A 25,209-nucleotide genomic window follows, 5' to 3' on the forward strand; every position below is an offset into this window, starting at 1 on the left:
CCCGCGCGACCGTGACGAGCGCCCCCACGACGACCCCGGCCACCGTGACGAGCCCGACCCCCCCGACCGCTATGACGCGTCCTGCCACGACGAACCCGCCCGCCGTGACGGGCCCGCCCGTGCGGGAGAGCGACGTCCCCGCGGCAGGGTCCCCCCTCGCGTCCCTCGTCCCGCCGCTCGCCGAGCCCCGTCCGCTGGGGGAGCGGCGAGTGTGGCCGCGCACGTTCCACGACCGGTTGACCGCACCGCTGCCCGGCCTCAAGGCCATCGCCCGCTTCGCCCGGGAGGGTTCCGTCCGGCCCGGCAAGGAGGGCCTCGCCGACATCGCCCGGCTGCCGGTCGCCCCCGGCCCGCTGCCCCGCGTGGACGCCCGCACCGTCGCCGTCACCTGGGCGGGGCACGCCAGTTGGGTGCTGCGCGTCGGCGGTCTGACCGTCCTCACCGACCCGGTGTGGTCCCGCCGCATCCTCGGCACCCCGGCCCGCGTCACCCCCGTCGGCGTCCCCTGGGAGGCGCTGCCGCCCGTCGACGCGGTCGTCATCAGCCACAACCACTACGACCACCTGGACGCCCCCACGCTGCGCCGGCTCCCGCGCGACACGCCCGTGTTCGTGCCGGCCGGGCTCGGCCGCTGGTTCCAGCGCCGCCGCTTCACCCGCGTCACCGAGCTGGACTGGTGGGAGGCGGCCGAACTCTCCGGCGTGCGCTTCGACTTCGTGCCCGCCCACCACTGGTCCAAGCGCACCCTCACCGACACCTGCCGCTCCCTGTGGGGCGGCTGGGTGCTCACCGCCCCCGACGGACAGCGCGTGTACTTCGCGGGCGACACCGGCTACGGCCACTGGTTCTCCCGCATCGGCCGACGCTACCCCGGCATCGACCTCGCCCTGCTGCCCATCGGCGCCTACGACCCGCGCTGGTGGCTCAGCGACGTGCACTGCGACCCGGAGGAGGCGGTGCGCGCGGCCGGGGACCTGGGCGCGCGCCGGATGGCGCCCATGCACTGGGGCACGTTCGTGCTCTCGGCCGAGCCCGTCCTCGAACCCCTCATCCGGGTGCGCGACGCCTGGCAGCGGGCGGGACGCGACCGCGAGGACCTGTGGGACCTGCCGGTGGGGGGCTCACGCGTCCTCGCCTGACGCGTCCCGGCCCCGGACCGGGGGCCGGCGCCCTGCCGGACACGCACCGGACGGCGCCGGCGCGGGCCCCCGCCGGAAGCGGCGCCCGGGCTGCGCCGACGCCCTCACCCTCGCCCGGGGCGGGGCGGATGGCGCAGAGCGGCCCCCGGCACGGGGGCTCGGGCCCTGCGCCGGTCACGCCGTCCTGGTCCCGCGCACGCGACGCCACACGCTCGGGGCCGCGCCGACCAGCACGGTGAGCGCGATCGCGGCGACCACGCCCTCCCAGGGCTCCGGGAACAGCGAGCCGCCCAGGATCCCGATCAGCTGGTAGGTCACCGCCCAGGCCAGACAGGCCGGCAGGTTGCCCCGTGCGAAGCGGCGCATCGGCCACTTCGCGAGCAGGCACGCGAGCATCACCGGGATACGGCCCGCCGGCACCAGCCGGGACAGCACCAGCACCGCCGTGCCGTGGTCGGCGAGCTTCGCCTGGGCCTGCGCGAGCCGCTCCTCCGGCGCCCGGGAGCGGATCGCCTCCAGCCAGCGCGAGCCGTTCTTCGACTTCATGCCGCGCCGCCCCAGCCAGTACAGCGTCACGTCCCCGAGGAACGCCGCCGCCGACGCCGTGACGAACACCAGCGCCAGCGCGAACGGCGCCGTCTGGTGGAAGGCGACCACCGCCGCCGAACTCACCAGCGCCCCGGTCGGCACCACCGGCACCAGCGCCCCGATCAGCACCAGCAGGAACAGCGACGGATAACCGAGCGCCTGCTGCGTGGACTGCGTCGGCAGGACCGTCGTGAGCGTGGCCGACAGCGTCACCGCGCGACCTCCAGGCGCACGCTCTCCCCGTGCCCCAGCCGGTGCACCGCCACCTGCGGCGCCCGCTCGGCCGCCAGCCGCACGAACTCGTCGCCCGGCGCGTGGAATTCGTGGGGGCGCACGGCGTCCATCCCGATCGGCCAGTACGTGCCGTAGTGCACCGGCACCGCGCTGCGCGGCGCCAGCCGGACCAGGGCCTCGGCGGCGCGCCCCGCGTCCAGATGTCCTTCCCCCAGGTACGGTCCCCAGCCGCCCACCGGCAGCAGCGCCACCTCGACCGGCCCGACCTCCTTCGCCATGTCCTCGAACAGGCCCGTGTCCCCGGCGAAGTACGTCCGCGCCTCGCCCTCCACGACGTACCCGAGCGCGGGGGAGCGGTGCGGGCCCACCGGCAGCCGCCGCCCGTCGTGCCGCGCGGGCACGGCCCGTATCCGCACGCCGTCGACGGACGTCTCGTCGCCCGGTGACATCTCGGCGATCCGCAGGTGCCCCAGGCGCCGCAGACCGGGCACGGCGCGCGGCGCGCCCCGGGGCACCAGCAGGCGCGTGCCCGGCGCGAGGCGCGCCAGGGAGGGCACGTGCAGGTGGTCGGCGTGCAGGTGCGAGACGAGCGCCACGTCCGCGTGCCAGGCGTCCGGCGGGGGCAGCGCGCCCCGGCGGCGGCGCAGGTGCGCGAGCCTGCGGGTGAACAGGGGATCGGTGAGCACACGGACGTCCGAATCTGCGACCGTGCAGGTGGCGTGACCCCACCAGGTGATCTCCACCGGCACCTCTTTGCCTCCTTCGCGCGACTCCCCGAAGCCTACGGGCAGGAGTAGGGTCTGCGGCGAAACCCGGAGGTGAGGGGGACGCCATGGGACCGGTGCGGGTCACGGCGATCGCGAGTCTGACGCCGCTGGAGGAACTGGACGCCGAGCCCTTCCTGGTGGACTCCCGCAGCCAGCACGCGATGTGCGCGCGCTGGGCCGCGGAGCGCGGTTACGTCGTCAGCCGCGAGCTGCTCGTACGGGGCCTGCGCGCCGACCACGGGGTGCTGTGGGACGGCGTCCGGCCCGGCGTGGACCTCTTCGTCGCGCCCAGCAGGCGGGTGCTGGAGAGCGCGCTGTCCTCCGTCGAGGAGTTCACCGCCGAGTGCGCCCGGCGCGGGGTGCGGATGGAGACGGTGGGCGTCGCCGAACCCGCCTACGACGCGCAGATGAAGGCCCGCGTGCACCGCAGGCTGTCGATGCCGACGGCCGGCTACGACGGCAGATGACCCCTCGGGGCACGGCGGGCCGGCCTCGGCCCTCGGGGCGCGGGGGGGCGACCCCCGAGGCACGGCGGGCCGGTCTTCGCGCCTTCGGGGCGCGGTGGGTGATCCCCCGCGCGGAGGCACCGGGCCGTCCGGCGTCCGGCGTCGGCGGACGACCCCGAGACCGCGGCCGACGGTCTCCGGGTGCCGCCAGGGACTACCCCGAGGTGCCCGCCGACGCGGTATGACAGGGTGGAGACGGTTCCCACGGACGACGGGGCCGGATCGTGAGGTGTGCGGGGAGTGGGCGGAGGGCGTTGGCGGCGGACCGTCAGTCAGGCCGGGCGGAGCGTCGCGGTGTGGGTCGTGTCCACGGTCACGATGCTCGTGCTCGCGGGCATCCTGCCGGACTTCCGGCTCCAGTCGCCGGACGGCGACAGCGCCACCACCATCGGCGTCACCGCGGCCGTCGGCGCCGGTGTGTTCGGTGTGCTGTCGGCCCTCGTGTGGCCCCTCCTGGTCCGCCTGCTGCTGCTCGTGCCGGCCCTCGTCCTCAGCCTGCTGGTGTTCTTCCTCAACGGCTCGCTGCTGCTGCTCGCCCTGCGGCTGAACCCCTCCGGGCAGAGCGAGGCGGCCCCCGAGACCGCCGTCATCGTCGCGGCCGTCATGTCCGCCGTCGCCTCCGCGACGGGCGGCGCCCTCGCCGTGCGCGACGACGACGCCTACCGGCGCCGCCTGTACCGCCTCGCCGACCGCCGCCGCCGGGGCGGCCCGGCCTGCCCCGCCACCCCCGGCACCGTCTTCGTCCAGCTCGACGGCGTCGGCCACGACGTGCTCCTCACCGCCGTCGGCAAGGGACTCATGCCGACGGCGGCCCGCTGGCTCGGCCACGGCCACGGCCACGGCCAGGACCGGCACGCGGGCGCGACCCACCGCCTCACGCCGTGGCGCACCGACTGGTCCAGCCAGACCGGCGCCAGCCAGCTCGGCATCCTGCACGGCAGCAACCACGACGTCCCCGCCTTCCGCTGGTACGAGAAGGACACCCGGGAGGTGATGGTCTGCAACCGTCCCACCAGCGCCGCCGAACTCCAGCGCCGTGCGGTCGCCCGCACCGGCGACGGCGGACTGCTGGCCGCCGACGGCGCCAGCCGCGGCAACCTCTTCGGCGGCGGCGCCGAGGAACAGGCCCTCGTGCTGTCCATCGCCACCCGGCGGCGCAGCCGCGAGACCCGCTCCCGCGCCGGCTACTTCGCGTACTTCTCCGATCCGGCCAACGCCGTGCGCACCGCCCTGTCGTTCACCGCCGAGGTCGCCCGCGAAGTGGGCCAGTCCACCCGCGCCCGCCTGCGCAAACAGCGCCCGCGCGTCGCCCGCGGCGGCCTCTACCCCTTCGTCCGCGCCTTCGCCACCGTCGTCGAGCGGGACGTCGTGGTCGCCGCGGTCATGGGCGACATGCTCGCCGGCCGCACCGCCGTCTACGCCGACCTCGTCGCCTACGACGAGGTCGCCCACCACTCCGGCCCGCTCAGCCGCGACGCCGAACGGGTCCTCGCCCGCCTCGACCGGGCGCTCGCGCTCATCGAGAACGTCGCCGAACACGCTCCCCGGCCGTACCGGATCGTCGTCCTGTCCGACCACGGCCAGAGCCCCGGGGAGACGTTCCGCGCCCGCTACGGACTCACCCTCGGCGACCTGGTGCGGGCCGGCTGCGGACTGCCCGTGCCGCGCCGCGCCGAGCGCACGCACAGCGGCGCCGAGGCCCGCGCCGCCGTCCGGGCGGCCCTGGGCCGTCCCGTCGAGGAGCGCGGCGAGCGGCACCGCCCGTCCCGCCGCTCGGAGCCGATCGTGCTCGCCTCGGGCAACCTCGGCCTGGTCTCCTTCCCCGACGTGCCGCACCGCATGAGCAAGGAGGAGATCGACGCCCGGCACCCCGCCCTGCTCCCCACGCTCGCCAATCACCCCGGCATCGGCTTCCTCCTCGTCCGCAGCGAGGAGCACGGCGGGCTGGTGCTCGGCGCGTACGGCGCGGAGATACCCGTGGACCGGCTCGACGAGGAGCCGGGCCCGCTGGCCGGGCTCGGCCCGGGCGCCGCCGACGCCGTCCGCCGCACCCACTCCTTCGCGCACACCGCCGACATCATGGTCAACTCCTTCCACGACCCCGCCGACGGCGAGGTCCTCGCCTTCGAGGAGCAGATCGGCTCCCACGGCGGCCTCGGCGGCGCCCAGTCCGAGCCGTTCCTGCTCTCCCCGCTCGCCCTGTCCGCTCCCGTCCCCGACGGCGAGGACCTGACCGGCGCCGAGCACGTGCACCGCGTCCTGCGGCGCTGGCTGAGCGAGTCCGAGGGCCCGCCGGTGCCGCTGGAGACGGCGCGGGAGGAGCGGGCCGCCTGAGGACCGGCCGCGCCCGCGGATCCGCCCCCTCCCGCCGTCCGTACCGGTCGCACGCCCTTCGCGGACGCCCCCCGGCCGGGGGCTGCCGCTGCGCGGGCAGCCGTCACCGTCACGCCCTCCCGCGTTCCCGGACCGCTGCCCGGCCCCGCCGCCCCCGGCCGGTCCTCCCGGGAGGCGCCCCGGCACGGGCACGTCCTCCCCGGCACGGGACGTCGCCGCGTCCCCGGGCGGCCCGCAGCGCGCGGGCCGCCCGGGGACGCGGCCCGCGTCCGAGGAACCCGTCGGCGTCCCGCGGACTCCGCGCGGACGGCCGGTGTCCCGCCCGCCGGGGGCGACCGGCCGAGGACGAAGTCCTCGCGCGACGGGCGCCCTTCGAAGCCCTCGGACGGCGGACGACGAGCCGGCGAGGACGCCGGTCCGCTCCTCCGGGGCGGCCGGCCGCCGTTCACCCCGCACGGGCCGGTCTTCCGGGTGCGGCGAGCGGGAGTGTGATCGGATGGGGCACACGAAACCCGTCCGACGGGAAACTCACGCGAAAGGAAGAACCGTGGCCACCACGCGCTCCGCACACACCGTCTGGGAAGGCAACCTCCTCGAGGGCAACGGCGTCGTCACCTTCGACTCCTCCGGCGCCATCGGCGAGCAGCCGGTCACGTGGGCCGCCCGCAGCCAGGAGCCCAGCGGCAAGACCAGCCCCGAGGAGCTGATCGCGGCCGCCCACTCCAGCTGCTTCTCCATGGCCCTCTCGCACGCCCTCGCCGGCGCCGGCACCCCGCCCACCCGGCTCGTCACCTCCGCCGACGTCACCTTCCAGCCGGGCGAGGGCATCACGGGCATCCACCTCACCGTGGAGGGCACCGTGGAGGGCCTCGACAACGACGGCTTCGTGGCCGCCGCCGAGGAGGCCAAGGTCAACTGCCCCGTCAGCCAGGCACTGAAGGCCGTACCGATCACGCTGTCGGCGAAGCTCGCCTGAGCCGGCCCGCGCGGCGACCGCCCGGCGGGCCGGCCGCCGCCCGGGGCGCGGGGGGGGCCCCCCCCCCGCCCCCCCCCCCCCCCGCGGGGGGGGGGGGCCCGGCCCGGCCCCCCCCGGACGGGGGAACCGCATCGAACGCCGCCGGCGGGGCACCTGTCCTCCTGACCGGCGGCGGCCCGGCCGCCGGGTGCCCGGTGGGGCCACCGGCCCCATTGACAGGAGCCCGCTCGCGTTTTGTGCTGGAAGTCCGAAAAGCGCGGGGCTCCCTGGCGGAAGGGGACAGCGATGGGACGTCCGGTCGGGATCGATCTCGGGACCACGAACTCGGTGGTGGCCGTCCTGGAGGGCGGCGAACCCACGGTCATCGCCAACGCGGAGGGAGCCAGGACCACCCCCTCGGTCGTGGCCTTCGCCAAGAACGGCGAGGTGCTCGTCGGCGAGGTCGCCAAACGGCAGGCCGTCACCAACGTCGACCGCACCGCCCGCTCGGTCAAGCGGCACATGGGCGACGCGCACTGGCGCTTCCCCGAGCGGGGCGACGTGGACGGCACCCGCTACCGCGCCCAGGAACTGTCCGCCCGCGTCCTGCAGAAACTGAAGCGGGACGCCGAGTCCTACCTCGGCGAGGACGTCACCGACGCGGTGATCACCGTGCCCGCCTACTTCGACGACGCCCAGCGGCAGGCCACCAAGGAGGCCGGGGAGATCGCCGGCCTGAAGGTGCTGCGGATCATCAACGAGCCCACCGCCGCCGCCCTCGCCTACGGCCTCGACCGGGGCGAGGAGCAGACCGTCCTCGTCTTCGACCTCGGCGGCGGCACCTTCGACGTGTCCCTGCTGGAGATCGGCGACGGCGTCATCGAGGTCAAGGCCACCAACGGCGACACCCACCTCGGCGGCGACGACTGGGACCAGCGGATCGTCGAACACCTCGTGCGGAAGTTCAAGGGCCAGTACGGCGTCGACCTGGGCAACGACAGGATGGCGCTGCAACGGCTGCGCGAGGGCGCCGAGAAGGCGAAGATCGAACTGTCCAGCTCCTCCGAGACCACGATCAACCTCCCCTACGTCACCGCCTCCGCCGAGGGCCCCCTCCACCTCGACGAGAAACTGACCCGCGCCCAGTTCCAGGAGCTCACCGCCGACCTGCTCGACCGCTGCAGGACGCCCTTCCACCAGGCGGTCAAGGACGCGAACGTCGCACTGTCCGCGATCGACCACGTCATCCTGGTCGGCGGCTCGACCCGGATGCCCGCGGTGACCGACCTGGTGCGCGAGCTGACCGGCAAGGACCCGCACAAGGGCGTCAACCCCGACGAGGTGGTGGCCGTCGGCGCCGCCCTGCAGGCCGGCGTCATCCGCGGCGACGTCAAGGACGTCCTGCTCCTCGACGTCACCCCGCTGTCCCTCGGCATCGAGACCAAGGGCGGCATCATGACCAAGCTCATCGAACGCAACACCACGATCCCCACCCGCCGTTCGGAGATCTTCACCACCGCCGCGGACAACCAGCCCTCGGTCGGCATCCAGGTCTACCAGGGCGAACGCGAGATCGCCGCGTACAACAAGAAGCTCGGCGTCTTCGACCTCACGGGTCTGCCGCCCGCGCCGCGCGGGGTCCCGCAGATCGAGGTCGCCTTCGACATCGACGCCAACGGCATCATGCACGTCTCCGCCAAGGACCTGGCCACCGGCCGCGAGCAGAAGATGACCGTGACCGGCGGCTCCGCCCTCCCCCGGGACGACATCGACCGGATGGTGCGGGAGGCCGAGCAGTACGCCGAGGAGGACCGCAGGCGCCGGGAGGCCGCCGAGACCCGCAACCAGGCCGAGCAGCTCGTCTACCAGACCGAGAAGTTCCTCCACGACAACGCCGGGGAGGAGGCGGGGGTGCCGGCCGGGACCAGGAGCGAGGTCGAGTCGGCGATCGCGGAGCTGAAGACGCTCCTGGAGCAGAACGCCGACACCGACGCCCTGCGCTCCGGCGTCGAGAAGCTCGCCGCCGTCAGCCAGCGGATGGGCCAGGCGATGTACGCCCGGGCTCAGCAGCAGACCCCGCCGGCGGACGGCACGGCGCACGACGGCGGGGGCGCCGGCCCGGCCGGGCAGCAGGACGACGACACGGTCGTCGACGCCGAGATCGTCGACGACGACCGCGACCAGGCCAAGGGAGCCTAGACCGGCACCGGCGCGGACGGCGCACTCCCTGCGGCGCCGGGGGGGGAGCGCTCAGAAGTCCTTGCGGAAGTCCCGCAGGAGCTGCTTGGTGCGCTGCACCGACGCGGCGTGCGCCGTCAGGTGGTCGAGGACCTCCAGGTGCGCGGAGACCTCCTTGCTCGAGTCGAGGTACAGGGCGCCGGACAGGTACTCGGTGACCACCATGTCGGGCAGCTCCGGCTCCGCGAACCGGAACAGCGAGAACGGCGCGCAGGTGCCGGGGTGCGGGCCGGCGGCGAACTCGGCGATCTGCAGGGTGATCCGGTCGCGCTCGGCGAACTCCACGAGCCTGTCGATCTGTTCGTACATCACCGAGGAGTCGGTGCTGACCGGCCGGCGCAGCACCGTCTCGTCCATCACCACCCACAGGTGCGGCGCGTCCGGGCCGTCCAGCAGCCGCTGCCGGGCCAGCCGCAGCGACACGTGCCGCTCCAGCGCCTCCGGACCGGTCTGCCCGACCGTCCCGGCCTCCAGGACGGCCCGCGCGTACGCCTCGGTCTGCAGCAGCCCGGGCACGAAGTGCGGTTCGTAGGAACGGATCAGCCGGGCCGCGCTCTCCAGGCTCACGTACAGGCTGAACCACTCCGGCAGCACGTCGTGGAACCGCTGCCACCAGCCCGGCCGGTTCGCCTCCTCGGCGAGCGCGACGAACACGGCGGTCTCCTCCTCGGACACCCCGTAGGTCTCCAACAGCACCTGCACGTAAGGGATCTTCAGCGCGACCTCGGCCGTCTCCATGCGCCGTACGGTCGCCTGGGCCACGCGCAGCGCACGGGCCGCCTCCTCGCGGCCGAGACCGGCCGCCTCGCGCAGCTCCTGAAGCCGTCTGCCGAGTACCACCTGGCCCACCGTGGGTGCGGGCCGCCGCTCACTCACGTCACGTCTCCCCTACGTGATCGAGGCACGCGGGCCAGTGTGTCATGTCCGGGCCGCGGCCGCACGGGGGCCGCGGCGGGATGATCGCCACGCGGGAGAACGGCGGGGCTTCCCGGCCGCCGGGCATCACGCGGCCGGGCATTACCCCGTGGGTAATCGACCGGACCGGTCGCGGCCGGGATCGTTGGGGCGACGGGTTCCGGTCCGGCGCACTCCGGTCCGGGACCCGCCGTTCCAGCCGCGTCCCGAACCCGACGGAGGGTGATTCGTCATGTCCGCAACCCAGCCCGCAACGCTCACCGCCCTCGCCCGCACCGCCGAGCCGCACAGCGCGCTGCGCCGCTTCCTCGCCCTGGACGCCGTGGTCACCGGCGTCAACGGCGTCGCCTACCTCGCCGCGTCCGGGCCGCTCGGCCGCCTCCTCGGGGTCGGATCGGGCCTGCTGCTCGCACTCGGCGTGTTCCTGACGGTGTACGCGGCCGGTGTGGCCCTGCTCGCCTCCCGTCCGCGGCCGGCCACGCCGGCGGTGCGCGCGGTCGTGGAAGCCAACCTCACCTGGGCGGCGCTGAGCTGCGCGGCCCTCGCGCTGTGGCTGTCACCGACGGCGGTGGGCGCGGTGTGGACCGTCCTCCAGGCCGTCACGGTGGCCGGATTCGCGACGCTCCAGCACCTCGCGCTGAAGGCGCGCCGGGGCTGACGCGGCGGCGGCCGGGCCGGCACCCGGCCGCCCGTCACCTGACGGAACGTCACATCACCACCGTGTGCAGGTACTCGACCGTCGCCGGGTCGGCCGGGAGCAGCGTCTCGATGGCCAGCTCGGCGACGGTCACGTCCATGGGGGTGTTGAACGTGGAGATCGACGAGATGAACGACAGCGTCCGCCCCTCGTGCTCGATCTGCAGCGGCAGCGCGAAGTACGGCACCGGCTCCTCCGGCCCGGCCCCGGCCGCGGTCCCGGGCACCGGATAGGCGGCGACCTCCTCGTACAGCTCCCGCAGCGCGGTGGAGCGGTGCAGGGCGATCTGCCGCTCCATCTGGGCCAGCAGGTGACCGCGCCACTCCGGCAGGTTGCGGATGCGCGGCGCCAGGCCCTCGGGGTGGAGCGTCAGGCGCATCGCGTTCAGCGGGGGAGCGAGCAGGGACTGCGGTACCCCGTCCAGCAGCATCGTGATCCCGCGGTTGGCCGCCATGACGTCGTACCTCGCGTCCACGACCAGCGCCGGGTACGGCTCGTAGCCCTGGATCAGCCGCTCCATGCCGGCGCGCAGCGTGTCGAGGGCCGGGTCGTCCAGCGGGGTCTCGCGGTAGTGCGGGGCGTAACCGGCCGCCAGCAGCAGCGCGTTGCGCTCGCGCACGGGGACGTCGAGGTGCTCGGCGAGCCGCAGCACCATCTCCTCGCTGGGCCGGGAGCGGCCGGTCTCGATGAAGCTGATGTGCCGGGCCGAGGAGTCCGCGCGCAGCGCCAGCTCGAGCTGGCTGACCCGTCGCCGCTCCCGCCAGGCCCGCAGCAACGGGCCGACACCCCGGTCGGAGGGCGGGCCCCCGGCGGCGGAAACGGCTCCGGAACCGGCGGCGGAGCCGGAGGGGAGCGGGGCGGAGGCGAGGGCGCCGGTCGCGACAGTCGTCATACCGTCGACCGTAGTCGAGAAACCGTCGACCGTGGCCGGGGAAATACCGTCGGCCGCAGCCGGGAGAGCGCCGGCCGTGGCCGGGGAACACCGTCGGCCGCAGCCGGGGAGCGGGGTGCGCCGTGCGGCCGGCCGGGAACGGACGCCGGCCCGGCAGGGCGTGGCCCCCGCCTTCCGGGAGTGCTCTGACCAGCGCCGCCGCGCCTTTCCTGTGGCACGCTGGACGGGTACGCGACCCCCAGGAAGGGAGCCGGTCCATGGCCGTCGAACCGCTGTCGCAGAAGGAGATCGAGGACCGGCTGGCCGAGCTCCCCGGCTGGGCCCTCGACGCCGGCCGTCTCACCCGCTCCTACCGGCTCGCCTCCCACTTCGCCGCGGCCGCCCTCGTCGTCCACGTCGCCCAGGTGCAGGAGGAGCTCGACCACCACTCCGAGCTCACCCTCGGGTACCACACGGTCCTGCTGGCGGTGAACACCCACAGCGTGGGCGGCGCCGTCACCGAGCTCGACTTCGAGCTCGCCCGCCGGGTGGAGGACCTGGCCCCGGGCCACGGGGCGCACTGACCCGCGCCACGGAGACGGGCCGGGCGGACGAGGACGGGGGACACGCGGTGCTGGACTACGACGAGGAAGCCGAACGCTACGACGCCTCACGCGGCGGCGAGCCCCGCGCGGCCGCCGCGGCCCGGGCCGTCCTCGGCCTGTTACCGGGCCGCGCGCGCAGTCTGCTCGACGTCGGCTGCGGCACGGGCATCGTCACCCGCAGGCTCGCGGCCGGCCGGGCCGGCCTGCGGGTGACCGGCGTCGACCTGGCGTCCGCGATGGTCCGCCGGGCGTCCCTGCGCCTGCCCGGCGCGGTGGTACGCGCCGACAGCCGCCGACTGCCCTTCCGTGACGGCGAGTTCGACGCCGTCAGCAGCGTGTGGCTGCTGCACCTCGCGGAGAGCGGGGACGACGTGCGGGGGATCGTCGCCGAGTGCGCCCGCGTCCTCAGGCCCGGCGGCGTCTACGTCACCACCGTCGACAAGGCCGCCGCGCACAACGTCGGCAGCGACATCGACGCCGTGCTCGCCTCCCGGCCGCCCCGGGCGGCCCGCGACGCGTCGGCGCTCGTCGGGTCGTACGCCGCCGCGTGCGGCCTCGTCCCCGCCGGACAGGCCCGCTTCCCCGGCCGCGGCCAGGGCCGCAGCCCCCGCCGCACCATCACCGACCTGCGGCGCGGATGGTTCGTCACGCTGCCGCCGGGAGAGCCGCTCGCGGAGCGGTTCGCCGAGCGGCTGGCCGCACTGCCCGACCAGGACCGGCCCCGCCCGGACCCCTGGTTCACGCTCCGCGCGTTCCGCAGACCGCAGGCGCCGCCGGCGGACACGTGAACCCGTGACCGGCAGGGACCGCCCGGACCGGGAACACCGGCCCCGCGCCGGCCGCACCGTGCCGTCGCCCCTCCCGGGAAGCCCGCGCGGCGCGGACCGTGACCGAACCGGCGGCACGCCACCGCCGTACCGCCGCCGGCTCCCCGCACCTGCCTGCCGGCCGACTTCCCACCCGCGGCAACCCGTCGCGCCCCGGCGGCGACTGAAGGAGCGGAACCCGTCCGTCCTTCCCGGGAGGTACGTCTCGTGCAGCACCCGCATCCGCACCCGCCCACCCACCGCAGACGCCGCAAGGCCGCCGTCCTCGCCGCGGTGACCGCCGTGACCGCGCTGGCCGGAGCCGGACTCACCGCGCTCTCCACCGACTCCGCCGAGGCGGCCACCGCCCGCCAGGTCGAGAAGCTCGACCGGGGTGTCGTCAGCGTGCACACCGACAGCGGCAACCTGGTCAGCTGGCGCTGGCTCGGCACCGACCCGGGCGACGTCTCCTTCAACGTCTACCGGGCCGGCACCAAGGTCAACACGACCCCGATCACCGGCTCCACGAACTTCTTCCACTCCGGCGCCCCGGCCCAGGCCGACTACACGGTCCGCGCGGTCGTCGGCGGCGTCGAACAGGCCGACTCCGTCCACGCCGTCCAACTCCGCACCGGCTACAAGGACGTTCCGATCACCCCGCCCGCCGGCGGCACCACCCCCGACGGCGTCGCCTACACCTACGAGGCCAACGACGCCTCCGTCGGCGACCTCGACGGCGACGGCGCCCTGGAGTTCGTCCTCAAGTGGTACCCGACCAACGCCAAGGACAACTCGCAGTCCGGCTACACCGGCAACACGATCATCGACGCCGTCAAGCTCGACGGCACCCGCCTGTGGCGCGTCGACCTGGGCCGCAACATCCGCTCCGGCGCCCACTACACGCAGTTCCAGGTGTACGACTACGACGGCGACGGCAAGGCCGAGGTCGCCATGAAGACCGCCGACGGCACCAAGGACGGCACCGGCGCGGTCATCGGCAGCGCCGGCGCCGACCACCGCAACTCCAGCGGCTACGTGCTGTCCGGCCCCGAGTTCCTCACCATGTTCAACGGGCAGACCGGCAAGGCCATGGGCACCGTCGACTACGTGCCCGCCCGCGGCACCGTCTCCTCCTGGGGCGACTCCTACGGCAACCGCGTCGACCGCTTCCTCGCCGGCACGGCCTACCTGGACGGCACCCGCCCCTCCCTGATCATGGCGCGCGGCTACTACACCCGCACGGTGATCGCCGCCTGGGACTGGCGCGACGGCGCCTTCACCCGCCGCTGGACCTTCGACACCAACTCCTCCACCAACTCCGGCAAGGGCTACGACGGCCAGGGCAACCACGCCCTGTCCGTCGCCGACGTCGACGCCGACGGCAAGGACGAGATCGTCTACGGCGCGATGACCGTCGACGACAACGGCAGCGGCCTGTGGACGACCAAGCTCGGCCACGGCGACGCGGCCCACCTCGGCGACCTCGTGCCGTCCCGGTCCGGACTGGAGTACTTCAAGGTCTCCGAGGACACCAGCAAGCCGGGCTCCTGGATGGCGGACGCCCGCACCGGCCAGATCCTCTGGCAGACGGCGTCCGGCGCGGACAACGGCCGCGGTGTCGCCGCCGACGTCTACGCCGGCAGCGCGGGCGCCGAGGCCTGGTCCGCCTCCGACACCACCCTGCGCTCGGCGACCGGCGCCTCCCTCGGCCGCGAGCCGTCCAGCATCAACTTCGTCACCTGGTGGGACGGCGACCCCGTCCGTGAACTCCTCGACGGCACCCACATCGACAAGTACGGCACCTCCGGCGACACCCGCCTGCTGACCGCCTCCGGCGTCCACTCCAACAACGGCACCAAGTCCACCCCGTCCCTGTCCGGGGACATCCTGGGCGACTGGCGCGAGGAGGTCGTCTGGCCGACCTCGGACAACACGGCCCTGCGCATCTACTCCACCCCGGTGGAGACGAGCACGAAGATCACCACCCTGCTCCACGACACCCAGTACCGCACGGCCCTGGCCTGGCAGAACACCGCCTACAACCAGCCGCCGCACCCGAGCTTCTTCCTCGGCAACGGCATGGCGACGGCACCGCGCCCGGTCGTCTACACGCCGTGATCCTCCGGCTCGCCGATCCCCTCGGACCAGGTCACCCCGAGGGTGTCGGCGAGCCGTTCCAGCGCCCGCCCGCTGCGCCCGTACGCGACGAGGTCCCAGTCGCCCCACCCGGTGTCGCGGCCGACCAGGACGTCGGGGCCGCCGAAGTACTCGGTGCGGGAGCCCAGCTCACGCCACGGCAGCAGTCCCGTCGGCGTCAGGCGTTCACGCAGCAGCGCCTCGGTCCGTTCGGTCGGTCCGTTCAGGCAGGCCGTCCAGCCGAGCGTCGCGGGCAGCCGGCTGACGGCCAGGTGCAGGAAGAACTCCGAGACCGACGGACTCTGCGGCTGCCAGCCGTCCGCGCCGTCGTCGTCCTGCGCCGCGACGAGCACCGGCGGGTCGGCCAGGGCACTGCGGGCCGCCGGATACCCCCATTCGTTGCAGTACTCGTACTCGGCCATGAACACACAGACCCGCAGGTCCTCGTCCGCCCCCACGAACGGGTTGTCGCGCGGCAGCCCTTGGGCGGGCCCGTAGCCGGACGGGTCGGGCCGGACGGTCGGCGGCCACTCGGGGTTGGTCCAGTACCAACGCGGCCGGTCCACGAAGGAGTTGTACGGCAGGTTCCACCACTCGGACAGCGCCGCCGGGACCGGGAGCGAGGGGTCGACGCCCTCCAGCTGTTCCTCGTCCGGTCCGTCCGCCGCCCGTTGCCGGCCGCTCGGCCGGTATCCCCACTCCGTCTGGAACGAGCGCAGCAACTCCCACCGGGCGGCGGTGCCTTCACGGCGGGCGTGCTCCAGCCGGTCGGCGAACAGCCCGTAGTCGATCTCCGTCACGACGCCGATGCTACGCAGGGCGCGCGCCCGGACGGGCACGCGCCCCGCGGCTCAGTTCACCGTGCAGTCCTGCTCGCCCAGCTTGAACGCCGCCGGTTTCGCGTTCGTCCCCGACCAGCTCCCCGTGAAGCCGAAGCCCACCGACGAGCCGGCCGCCACGTTCGCGTTCCAGCCGACGTTCTTCGCCGTCACCGAGGCGCCCGACTGGGTGTGTTCGGTGTTCCAGGCCTGGGAGACGGTCTGGCCGTCGGGGAAGGTCCAGCCGAGGCTCCAGCCGGACCAGGGGCTCGTGCCCGTGTTGACCAGCTTCACGTCCGCCTGGAAGCCGCCCGACCACTGGTTGGTGATCGTGTACGTCACCGCGCAGGCGCCCGTCGGAGTCGGCCCCGGGTCGGTACCGCCGCCACCGCCACCACCGCCGGTGTCGGAGGTGTCGCCGTAGATCACGCCCCGGCCGTTGGTCGCGACGTACACGCGGCCGTAGACCCTCGGGTCGCCCGTGACGGCCGCGCCCGTCCAGCCCCACTGGTGGGCGTCGTCGTTGATCCGCGTCCAGGTGGCGCCCTTGTCCGTGGAGCGGAAGATGCCGCGCACGCCGGCGATCTTCGCGCTGGTGTAGAGCGTCTGGTACGAGGAGCCCGCGGCCGCCTTGCCGAAGCCGACCGTGTCCGCCTGCTCGACGTTCGCCAGCTTCGTGAAGGTCGCGCCGCCGTCCGTCGAGTGCCACAGCCCGTACGCCCCGTCGCTCGCCCCGCCGGCCAGCCACACGTCGCCCTTCACCCCCGGCAGCGCCTTGAAGCGCACGCTGTCGCCGCCGGGCAGCCCCGCCGCCGAGGACGCCGTGAACGTGGCGCCGCCGTCGGAACTGACGTAGAACTTGCCGGACTTGAAGCCGTAGAAGGTCTTCGGGTCGACCCGGTCGGACTCCACGATCGCACCCGCCGGGATGCCGCTCGACGCCGACCAGGACGAGCCGAAGCCCGTCGTGTACTGCACCCCGGTGCCCTGCGGGCTCCACACGAAGCGGCTGCCGTCCGCGGCCGCCGCCACCGTCCCGCCGCCGCTCACCCCGGAGGGGTCGCTGCCCGCGAACCAGTTGGCGCCGTTGTCCGTCGAGAACGCCACGTGCGGACCCGAGTCCAGGTTCCCGACCCGGACCACCGTGTTCGGGTTGGTCTCGGCGAAGTCCAGGCTGGTGGTCGTCGTGAAGTTCGGCGAGGTGAACATCATCGACGGGACCTTCGTCAGATCCGTGTGCCGGAAGCCGCCGATGTCACCGAGCGCGCTCAGCAGCGGCGCGCCCGACGGGGGAGAGGCCAGGTCGTTGACCGCCGTCTCCTCCAGGCCCTGCACCATCGGCCGGATCGTGAACTGCGTGTTCGTGTCCCAGTTCGTGAGGTTCTCGGTGCCGTAGACCGTCGCGCCCGTCCCGTACATCATGCGGTCGGAGTCGAACGGGTCGATCTCCAGCGCCTCCGTCATCCACCCCAGCTTCGGCGTCTGCTCGGGCGGCGTCGGGTTGGCTCCCCAGGTCAGCCACGGCGAGGACGACACGTCCATCGTGTACCGGTTGGCGCGGTTGGGGTACGACGTGTAGTCCCACGCCTTCGTCCAGGTCGCGCCGCTGTCCTTGGACCGGAAGATCTGGGTGTCCGGCCACCAGGAGCTGTAGGCGGTCGCCATGACGGTGCCGGGCTTCAGCCGGTCGACCGTCAGTCCGCTGAAGCCGTAGTACGTGTCGGCCTCCGCGACCGGACTGATGTCCGTCCAGGCGCCGGTCGCCGTCGCGTACCGCCACAGCCGGCCCTTGCCGCCGTCGTACGGGCCGCCCTTGTCGCTGTAGGCGATGTACAGATGACCGTTGACGGTGTCCAGCACGCCCTTGTGCGCCAGGTATCCCGTCGGCTGCCCCGCCAGCCGCGACCAGGTCGCGCCCGCGTCCGTCGAGCGGTACACCGCGTTGTCCTTGTCCGCGACCCCGACGTAGATCGTCCTCGTCGCGCTGCCCGCGGTGCCGGTGGACTCGTCGAAGGTGACCCAGACGATGCCCTGGTTGTCGGAGGCGTAGCCGCTCGTGTCGCTGGGATCCTGGACGTAGGTGCCGACGTTGGGGAAGTTCGTCACCTGCGACCAGGTCGCCCCCGAGTCCGTCGACCGCCACAGGCCCTTGCCGCTGGGCGCGCCCAGGTACAGCACGCTGTTGCGGTTAGGGTCCACCGCCAGCCGCTCGCCCATGCCCCGGCCGGGCATGTTGCCGCCCAGCTTGAACGGCAGGTCCGCCTTCTGCCAGCTCGCCCCCCGGTCCGAGGAGCGCAGCACGGCGCCGTTGCCCGGGTCCCAGCTGTTGGTGTAGGTGCCGACGGCCGCGTACACCTTGTTCGGGTCGACGGAGTCGGAGGCCAGGCTCACCACGCCCGTGTGCCCCCAGTTCGCCCAGCCCACCGAGTCCAGCAGCGGTGTCCACGTCTTGCCGTTCTCCTGCCAGCGGTAGGCGCCGCCGATGTCGGTGCGCGCGTAGGCGAGGTTCTTCTCCTTGCGGTTGAAGACGATGCCCGGCACGAAGCCGCCGCCGTCGATCCGGGCGTTCTTCCAGGTGTACGACTCTGCGGCCAGGGCCGTCCGCGGGCCGCCGTCGGCCGCCAGTGCGGGCGGGGTGCCCGCGAGCAGGCCGGCGGCCAGCGCCAGGACGGCCGTGAGGATGCGGGTTCTTCGCACGGTGGGGGTCCTTCCTCGCGAAACCATGGGGGAGGAATGCGCGGGGTGTGCGGGGGGAGGGGGGATGCGAGGCGTGCGACGACCGGGCGGTCCCCTGTGCGGGTGGGGACCGCCCGGCGCGGTACGCGGAGCCTTAGCGGGGGCTTATTCGAGAAGCTCCGCGTACGAGCCCATGGCCAGGGCGATGTCCGCCTGGGCCCAGAACCGGTGGTACGTGAAGGTGGGCGCGGCACCGCCCGCGAGGTAGGCCTCGATCTTCGACCAGGCCGGGTCGTCCTCGTAGAAGGAGCGGATCGAGTCGAACGTCGACGAGGAGTTGATCGCGTCGCCGTTCGGCATGGTGCCGGTCCAGCCGCTCGGGACGTACACGGCGTCGTCGAAGCGGTTGTAGTCGGTGCGGGTCTCCGGGACCGCGATGCCGAGGGCGTCCTGGTTGTTGTTCCACATGCCGTCCAGGAGGGCCTTCGCCGTGGTCGCGGCCGCGGTGTCACCGGAACGGTCGGCGTAGTACGTCAGGGTCTTGGCGTACGCGGCCGCCACACCGACGTCGTTCGTGTAGTCGGCGACGGTGACGTGGAGTCCCGTGTTGGCGCCGGGGCTCGCGGCGTTCCAGGTGTCGGGCTGGCCCGACCACTGGAGGGTGGAGGGGATCAGGAACGTGCCGTCCGGGTTGACCGTGGTCTTGGACAGCGCCCAGTCGACCCACTTGTCGAGGACGGCCTTGGCGGCCGCGTTCCCCGTCTGCTGGTAGTACTCGGCCACCCGCTCCATCGACCACGCCTGGAAGCCGAACCACTGGTTGGACGGCGGGTCGTGGTAGACGGGCTGCTGGTCGTAGTACATCCCGTAGAACGTCGACTTGCCGGCCGGCGGGGTCGCGTAGCGGCCCGCCCAGCTGTTGGTGGCGCCGCCCGCGATGGCTCCCTCGTTGGACTGGAGCCAGCGGTAGAACTCCACCTGCCGTTCCAGCGACTTGGCCCAGTCGGTCTGGCCGGTCGCCGACTTCGGCTTCAGCGGCGCGTAGGCGCTGAGCGCGTACGCGGCGAGCGGGTTCTGGTAGCCGCCGTGCGCGTGGCTGGAGCCGATGCGCCAGGCCCAGCCCGCCGAGGTGTCGGTGGCGCCGCCCCAGGCGTAGTACCAGGAGAGCAGGTAGTGCGAGGCGTCCTTGCCGGTGCCGGCCGGGCAGGCGGAGGGACCGACACAGTTGCCGATCTTCTTGAAGTACTTGTCGTACATCGCGTACCGCAGGTAGTCGCCCATCTTCGCGGCCTTGCCGACGGTCGCGGAGACGTCACCGCCCTTGCCCTGCTGCTTGGCCCAGACGTCCGCCCAGTACGCCGCCTGCACGGCCCGCGCGTCGGCGTCCGGCGCGTTGGTGAACTTCCACTGCTTGGCGTAAGAAGAGTCGCCCGTGAACAGGTCCAGGTACCCGTTCTTGCCGCCGTACTTGAAGGCGTCGCAGGTCGGCTGCGGCACCGTCTCCCACACCGACTCCTGCGCGCCGCGCTGGAAGGTGTTGATGTACGACGGGCCGGTGTCCGCCGGGCCGGCCTCGCACTTGCCGGGCGAGTTGCCGTAGCCGTAGACGTTGTCGACGTCCTGCAGCCAGTGCATGCCGTAGACGTCGTCGGTGCCGTAGGCGGTCTTCAGTTCACCGGCGATCGGATCCGGTCCCACCGACACCCCGCTGTCCAGCTTCGCCGGGTACTCGTCGGGCGTGTCCAGCTCGGGCGCGTACGTCGCCGGCTTCGAGGCGTTGTAGAAGGAGTTCGTCGGCTGGTCGGCGTGGGTCGGGATCATGTACTTCTCCATGATCTCCCAGGCGCCGTTGAACTTGGTCCAGTCGCCCGTGACCTTGCCGTACATGGCCTGCAGCCACAGGAGGTAGCTGTAGGCCTCCGACGTGGTCTCGTGGCCGTGGTCCGGGGCCTCGACGATCAGCGTCTCCACCGAGTGGTAGGGGATGCCCTCGGGCGAGAAGTAACCGTTCGCCGGGTTGGTGATCTTGCCGTAGAGCTCCAGGAAGCGGGCGTCGTACACCTTCGACGCGGCGATCTGGGTGACCGTGACCGAGGCCTTGCCGTGACCGGCGGCCGTCGAGTCGAAGGTCGCCGAGCCGGTGCCGGTGGCGTTGCCCGTGACGGTCACCTTCTGGGCGGTGTTCCAGTTCGACGGGGTGAAGGTGAGGGTCGCGCCGCCGGTCACCGTCAGGCCCGTGTTCCCGCTGGTGCGGGCGGTGGTGACGGTCACGTTCGCGGACGGCTGGGTCGACAGCTTCACCTCGTACGAACCCGTCTTGCCCTGCTGCACCGCGAGCTGGCCGGTGGAGGCCACCACGGCCGGTCCCGAGGCGACCGTGATGCCGACCGGCGTGGACGACGCGGACGCGCCCAGGCTGTCGTACGCCTTCGCCACCAAGGAATGACTGCCCACGGTCAAACCTGTGGCCGACAGGGAGTACGGCGAGCTGGTGTCGGTGCCCAGCAGCGTCGTGTCGTCGTAGAACTCGACCTTGGTGACGGTCGCGTTGTCGGCGGCCGCGGCGGTCGCCGCGAGCGGCACCGCGTCACCCTGCGTGTAGACGCTCCCCGGCGCCGGGCTGGTCAGCACGGTGGCGGGGGGCTGATGGGCGCCCGTGCACGGGGTGCCGTTGACGGAGAAGGAGGCGGGGGCGGCGTTGCTGCCGCTGTAGGTGAACTGCGCGCCCGTGCTGACCGCCGCGCCCACGGCGATCGTCCCGTTGTACGAGGCGTTCTTCACGGTGATCTGCTGCCCGGACTGCGACCAGGTGCCGTTCCAGCCGTTGGTCAGCTTCTGGTTGCCGGCGTACGCGTACGTCAGGGTCCAGCCGCTGATCGGGTCCGTGCCGCGGTTGGTGAGGGTCAGGTCGGCGGTGAAGCCGGAGCCCCAGTCGTTGGTCTTGTAGTCGACGCTGCACTGGAGTGCCGCCGCCTGAGCGGGAGTCGAGCTCGTGCCGAGCATGGCCACGGGGAGGGCGAGGGCCGCCACGACGGCGGTCCACAGCCGCCGCGCCGCGCGACGTCTGCGTGAGGGATCCATGGTGCTGGTTCCTCCTTGCGGCTCGGAGATGTGGGGAGGAGCAACAAGCCTTGAACCAGTGGGAGCGCTCCCATAGTGGGGAGGGGGTCGAGTGCGGTCAAGGTGCTTGAAGAGTCGAAAAGATTCGACGTGAAAAGTTGAGGGAAAGTCAGCGGCTCCCCTGTTCTTTGCCCACGCTTGGCGCTAGCGTCACTGACACCAGTGGGAGCGGTTCCACCAGTCGACGCGTCCGTCACGACGCGCCCGAGCTGCAAGGAGTCGCTCATGCGCCACCCCCCGCGTTCAGTACTTTTAGCCGTCGCCGACACGGTCGCCCAGACGTAGCAGTGCCGGCGCGACGGCGGCACCTGCCCGGGCAACGGGTACGAGGTCGCCGGTATGCAGGATCTCGTCGACGCCGTACGGTCCACCGGCGCCACGAACGTGATCCTCGCCGGCGGGCTCGCGTACTCCGACGACCTCGGTCAGTGGCCGGCGTACCAGCCCACCGACCCGGCGGGCAGTCTCGCCGCCGCCCGGCACGTGTACCACTCCAGCACCTGCTCCGACGCGAGCTGCTGGAACCCCACGCTCGCCCCCGTCACCGCCCGGGTCCCGCTGGTGGCAGGGGAGATCGGGGAGAACACCTGCTCCCACGGGTTCGTCGACCAGGTCGTGCGGTGGTCCGACGAGCGCCGCCTGTCGTACCCGGGCTGGACCTGGAACACCTGGGACTGCTCCACCGGCCCGTCCCCGATCCCGGACCACGACGGGACGCCCACGGCGTACGGCACCGGGCTGCGCGACCACCTGCGCGCCCTCGGCACCCCGCACCCCGAGCCGGCCCACCCCCGACCCCTGTCCGAGCCGACTCCTGCCTGAACCGACCCTCATCCGAACCGACCCTCATCCGAACCGACCGAGACCGGAACACACCGACACCCGCAACAGAGAGGGAAACCCGCACTCATGAGCCGCAGCAGAACAGCGATACTCGCCGCGATGGCGCTGGTCGCCGGCGCCTCCGGGACGGCGCTCGCGGTCGTCCCCGGTGACGCCGGCATCGCCGCCGTGCCCTGCACCGTCGACTACAAGGTGCAGAACGACTGGGGCACCGGCTTCACCGCCAACGTCACCGTCACCAACAACTCGGCCGCGAAGTCGAGCTGGGCGGTGAAGTGGTCGTACGCCGGGAACCAGAAGATCACCAACGGCTGGAACGCGAAGGTCACCCAGTCCGGGGCGGCCGTCACCGCCGCCAACGAGAGCTACAACGGCACGCTGGCGAACGGCGGTTCGGTCAGCTTCGGGTTCCAGGGCACCTACAGCGGCAGCAACGCCGTCCCGGCCACCTTCACCCTCGACGGCGTGACCTGCAACGTCGACGGCGGCGGCCCCACCGACCCGGGCCCGACCGACCCGGGCCCGACCGACCCCGGCACCCCCGGCACCCGGGTCGACAACCCCTACGCCGGCGCCAAGGTGTACGTGAACCCCGAGTGGTCGGCGAAGGCCGCGGCCGAACCGGGCGGCAGCCGCATCTCCAACCAGCCCACCGGCGTCTGGCTCGACCGCATCGCCGCGATCAACGGCGTCAACGGCGGCATGGGCCTGCGCGCCCACCTCGACGAGGCGCTGAAGCAGAAGGGCTCCGGCGAGCTCGTCGTCCAGCTGGTCATCTACAACCTGCCCGGACGTGACTGCGCCGCCCTCGCCTCCAACGGCGAGCTGGGCCCGACGGAGATCGACAAGTACAAGACGCAGTACATCGACCCGATCAAGGCCATCCTCGCCGACTCCAAGTACGCCGGGCTGCGCATCGTCACCACCATCGAGATCGACTCGCTGCCCAACCTCGTCACCAACACCGGCAGCCGCGCGACGGCCACCCCGCAGTGCGACGTGATGAAGGCCAACGGCAACTACCAGAAGGGCATCGGCTACGCCCTGAACAAGCTCGGTGACGTGCCCAACGTCTACAACTACATCGACGCCGGACACCACGGCTGGATCGGCTGGGACGACAACTTCGCCCCCACCGCGACCCTGATGAAGGAGGCGGCGACCACCGAGGGCGCCACCGTCAACGACGTCCACGGCTTCATCACCAACACGGCCAACTACAGTGCCCTGAAGGAGAACAACTTCACCATCAACGACTCGGTGGCCGGCAAGTCGGTCCGCGAGTCGAAGTGGGTCGACTGGAACCGCTACGTCGACGAGCTGTCCTTCGCCCAGGCCTTCCGCAACCAGTTGGTCACCGCCGGCTTCAACTCCGGCATCGGCATGCTGATCGACACCTCCCGCAACGGCTGGGGCGGCACCGCCCGGCCCACCGGTCCGGGCGCCACGACCAACGTGGACACCTACGTCGACGGCGGCCGCTACGACCGCCGTCTCAACACCGGCAACTGGTGCAACCAGTCCGGTGCCGGCCTCGGCGAACGCCCGCAGGCCGCTCCGGCGACCGGGATCGACGCCTACGTCTGGATGAAGCCGCCGGGCGAGTCCGACGGCTCCAGCAGCGCCATCCCGAACGACGAGGGCAAGGGCTTCGACCGGATGTGCGACCCGACGTACACCGGCAACCCGCGCAACAACAACAACATGTCGGGCGCCCTGCCGAACGCGCCGGTCTCCGGGCACTGGTTCTCCGCCCAGTTCCAGCAGCTGATGCAGAACGCCTACCCGCCGCTGTCCTGACCGGGTGACACCGGGGCGGAGCCCCGCCGGAACCGTGTCGGCCACGACCGCGTTCCGGCGGGGTTCCGCCCTGCCGTTTTTTGCCGTCCCGGCAACAGCGGTGGCCTCGGTCCGGTGCGTCGGCGCACGCTGGCGGCATCACGGACGAAAGGGCGACCACGATGGCGCACCAGCAGCAGGAACACCACGGCGACCAGGACGGCGCCCTTGGCCGACCCGGCCACCATCACGGCCACGGCCACCGCCATGGTCACGGTCCCGGTCCTGGCCACGGTCACGCTCACGGCGACGTCCAGGAGACCGACATCGACTGGGCCGAGATGGGCCCGCACCTGGAGGCCCAGGCCGAGCTGTTCACGCCCCTGTACGAGCGGGCCCTGTCCTGGCTGGGGCAGGAGGTGACCGAGCCGGGTCTGATCGTCGACGCGGGCAGCGGCCCCGGGGTGGTCTCCTGTCTGTTCGCCGAGACGTTCCCCGGCGCGCGGGTCCTGGCGGTCGACGGCTCCGAGCCGCTCCTGGAGCGGGCCCGGGACCGGGCCGCCCGGCTCGGGTACGGCGACCGCTTCGGCACGCTCGCCGGAGAGCTCCCCGGCGTCCTCGACGAGCTGGACTACCCGGCGGACCTGCTGTGGGCCGGCCGCAGCCTGCACCACCTCGGCGACCAGCGGGCCGCTCTCGCCGCGTTCGCCGGGCGACTGGCGCCCGGCGGCACCCTGGCGATCATGGAGGGCGGTCTGCCGTCCCGGTTCCTGCCGCGCGACCTCGGACTCGGCCGCCCCGGCCTCCAGGCCCGGCTCGACGTCCTGGAAGCGGAGTGGTTCGCCCGGATGCGGGCCGACCTGCCGGGTTCCGTCGCGGAGACCGAGGACTGGCCGGCGCTGCTGAACGCGGTCGGCCTCGAGCGCGCCCGTACCCGCAGCTTCCTGCTCGACCTGCCCGCCCCCGCCTCCGACCGGGCCCGCGCGCACATCGCCACCTTCCTCGGCCGGCTGCGCGAGGGCTTCGGCGACGCCCTCGACGCCGACGACCGGGCCGTGCTGGACCGGCTGCTCGACCCGCAGGACCCGGCGGGCGTGCACCGCAGGCCGGACGTCTTCGTCCTGGCGGCCCACACCGTGCACACCGCGGTCAAGCCGGCCTAGGGCCCGCCCCGGACGGACG

Annotated in this window: 18 protein-coding genes and 1 pseudogene; 12 read left to right on the forward strand and 7 right to left on the reverse strand. The window is 73.1% G+C overall.

Annotation, left to right across the window (positions count from 1 at the left end; all coding sequences use genetic code 11):
• Positions 1–71 precede the first annotated feature (71 nt).
• Positions 72–1,139, forward strand: a complete 1,068-nt coding sequence (locus ACH4F6_RS04905) for an MBL fold metallo-hydrolase (protein ID WP_397958784.1) — start codon at positions 72–74, stop codon at positions 1,137–1,139.
• A 174-nt stretch (positions 1,140–1,313) separates the two neighbouring features.
• Here ACH4F6_RS04905 and ACH4F6_RS04910 read toward each other — a convergent pair whose 3' ends face one another.
• Positions 1,314–1,940 carry a DedA family protein gene (locus ACH4F6_RS04910; RefSeq protein WP_397958459.1) on the reverse strand — a complete coding sequence of 209 codons (627 nt, stop codon included), beginning with the start codon at positions 1,938–1,940 and terminating at the stop codon, positions 1,314–1,316.
• The gene (locus ACH4F6_RS04915; RefSeq protein ID WP_397958460.1) at positions 1,937–2,710 is read right to left on the reverse strand and encodes an MBL fold metallo-hydrolase; all 774 of its coding nucleotides are present in this window, start codon (positions 2,708–2,710) and stop codon (positions 1,937–1,939) included. Before ACH4F6_RS04915 ends, ACH4F6_RS04910 begins: the two co-directional genes overlap by 4 nt.
• Before the next feature lie 83 nt (positions 2,711–2,793).
• On the opposite strand from ACH4F6_RS04915, the gene ACH4F6_RS04920 reads away from it, so the two are divergent.
• The 4 genes from ACH4F6_RS04920 (at position 2,794) to dnaK (ending at position 8,722) form a co-directional block, all read left to right on the forward strand.
• Entirely contained in the window at positions 2,794–3,195 is a 402-nt protein-coding gene (locus tag ACH4F6_RS04920) for a hypothetical protein (protein WP_397958461.1), read from the forward strand.
• 270 nt (positions 3,196–3,465) lie between these two features.
• Positions 3,466–5,568: a phage holin family protein gene (locus ACH4F6_RS04925; RefSeq protein WP_397958462.1), complete on the forward strand. Its 2,103-nt coding sequence runs from the start codon at positions 3,466–3,468 to the stop codon at positions 5,566–5,568.
• Between the two features lie 547 nt (positions 5,569–6,115).
• Positions 6,116–6,544 (forward strand): OsmC family protein, encoded by a 429-nt coding sequence (locus tag ACH4F6_RS04930; protein ID WP_397958463.1) that lies wholly within the window; start codon positions 6,116–6,118, stop codon positions 6,542–6,544.
• 285 nt (positions 6,545–6,829) lie between these two features.
• Entirely contained in the window at positions 6,830–8,722 is a 1,893-nt protein-coding gene (gene dnaK, locus ACH4F6_RS04935) for a molecular chaperone DnaK (protein WP_397958464.1), read from the forward strand.
• A 51-nt stretch (positions 8,723–8,773) separates the two neighbouring features.
• Here the strand turns inward: dnaK and ACH4F6_RS04940 are convergent, their stop codons facing one another.
• A complete protein-coding gene (locus tag ACH4F6_RS04940) occupies positions 8,774–9,637 on the reverse strand; it encodes a helix-turn-helix domain-containing protein (protein ID WP_397958465.1) in 864 nt (287 codons plus the stop codon).
• 271 nt (positions 9,638–9,908) lie between these two features.
• Here ACH4F6_RS04940 and ACH4F6_RS04945 point away from each other — a divergent pair, with 271 nt between their 5' ends.
• Positions 9,909–10,334: a hypothetical protein gene (locus tag ACH4F6_RS04945; protein WP_397958466.1), complete on the forward strand. Its 426-nt coding sequence runs from the start codon at positions 9,909–9,911 to the stop codon at positions 10,332–10,334.
• 49 nt (positions 10,335–10,383) lie between these two features.
• Here the strand turns inward: ACH4F6_RS04945 and ACH4F6_RS04950 are convergent, their stop codons facing one another.
• Positions 10,384–11,265 (reverse strand): helix-turn-helix domain-containing protein, encoded by an 882-nt coding sequence (locus ACH4F6_RS04950; protein WP_397958467.1) that lies wholly within the window; start codon positions 11,263–11,265, stop codon positions 10,384–10,386.
• A 257-nt stretch (positions 11,266–11,522) separates the two neighbouring features.
• On the opposite strand from ACH4F6_RS04950, the gene ACH4F6_RS04955 reads away from it, so the two are divergent.
• From ACH4F6_RS04955 to ACH4F6_RS04965, 3 genes are all read left to right on the forward strand, one after another.
• On the forward strand, positions 11,523–11,828 hold the full coding sequence (locus ACH4F6_RS04955) for a 4a-hydroxytetrahydrobiopterin dehydratase (RefSeq protein WP_397958468.1): 306 nt from the start codon (positions 11,523–11,525) through the stop codon (positions 11,826–11,828).
• Positions 11,829–11,875: 47 nt separating this feature from the next.
• Complete coding sequence (locus ACH4F6_RS04960; RefSeq protein WP_397958469.1) at positions 11,876–12,637, forward strand: class I SAM-dependent methyltransferase; 762 nt, start codon at positions 11,876–11,878, stop codon at positions 12,635–12,637.
• Between the two features lie 246 nt (positions 12,638–12,883).
• Positions 12,884–14,773 (forward strand): rhamnogalacturonan lyase, encoded by a 1,890-nt coding sequence (locus ACH4F6_RS04965; protein ID WP_397958470.1) that lies wholly within the window; start codon positions 12,884–12,886, stop codon positions 14,771–14,773.
• On the opposite strand, the gene ACH4F6_RS04970 is transcribed toward ACH4F6_RS04965, so the two are convergent.
• The 3 genes from ACH4F6_RS04970 to ACH4F6_RS04980 form a co-directional block, all read right to left on the reverse strand.
• Positions 14,761–15,591, reverse strand: coding sequence for a hypothetical protein (locus ACH4F6_RS04970; RefSeq protein ID WP_397958471.1), 831 nt, complete (start codon positions 15,589–15,591; stop codon positions 14,761–14,763). The genes ACH4F6_RS04965 and ACH4F6_RS04970 overlap by 13 nt on opposite strands.
• A gap of 51 nt (positions 15,592–15,642) precedes the next feature.
• The gene (locus ACH4F6_RS04975) at positions 15,643–18,306 is read right to left on the reverse strand and encodes a cellulose binding domain-containing protein (RefSeq protein ID WP_397958472.1); all 2,664 of its coding nucleotides are present in this window, start codon (positions 18,304–18,306) and stop codon (positions 15,643–15,645) included.
• A 144-nt stretch (positions 18,307–18,450) separates the two neighbouring features.
• A complete protein-coding gene (locus ACH4F6_RS04980; protein ID WP_397958473.1) occupies positions 18,451–21,366 on the reverse strand; it encodes a glycoside hydrolase family 48 protein in 2,916 nt (971 codons plus the stop codon).
• Between the two features lie 324 nt (positions 21,367–21,690).
• Here ACH4F6_RS04980 and ACH4F6_RS04985 point away from each other — a divergent pair.
• The 3 genes and pseudogenes from ACH4F6_RS04985 to ACH4F6_RS04995 form a co-directional block, all read left to right on the forward strand.
• Positions 21,691–22,227 (forward strand): annotated as a pseudogene (locus tag ACH4F6_RS04985) (cellulase family glycosylhydrolase); the annotation flags it as partial.
• Between the two features lie 87 nt (positions 22,228–22,314).
• Positions 22,315–24,048 (forward strand): glycoside hydrolase family 6 protein, encoded by a 1,734-nt coding sequence (locus ACH4F6_RS04990; protein ID WP_397958474.1) that lies wholly within the window; start codon positions 22,315–22,317, stop codon positions 24,046–24,048.
• Between the two features lie 161 nt (positions 24,049–24,209).
• Positions 24,210–25,190 carry a class I SAM-dependent methyltransferase gene (locus tag ACH4F6_RS04995; RefSeq protein WP_397958475.1) on the forward strand — a complete coding sequence of 327 codons (981 nt, stop codon included), beginning with the start codon at positions 24,210–24,212 and terminating at the stop codon, positions 25,188–25,190.
• Positions 25,191–25,209 lie beyond the last annotated feature (19 nt).

Origin of the sequence: Streptomyces sp. NPDC017936, assembly GCF_044328485.1 — a bacterium.
Taxonomy (GTDB): Bacteria; Actinomycetota; Actinomycetes; order Streptomycetales; family Streptomycetaceae; genus Streptomyces.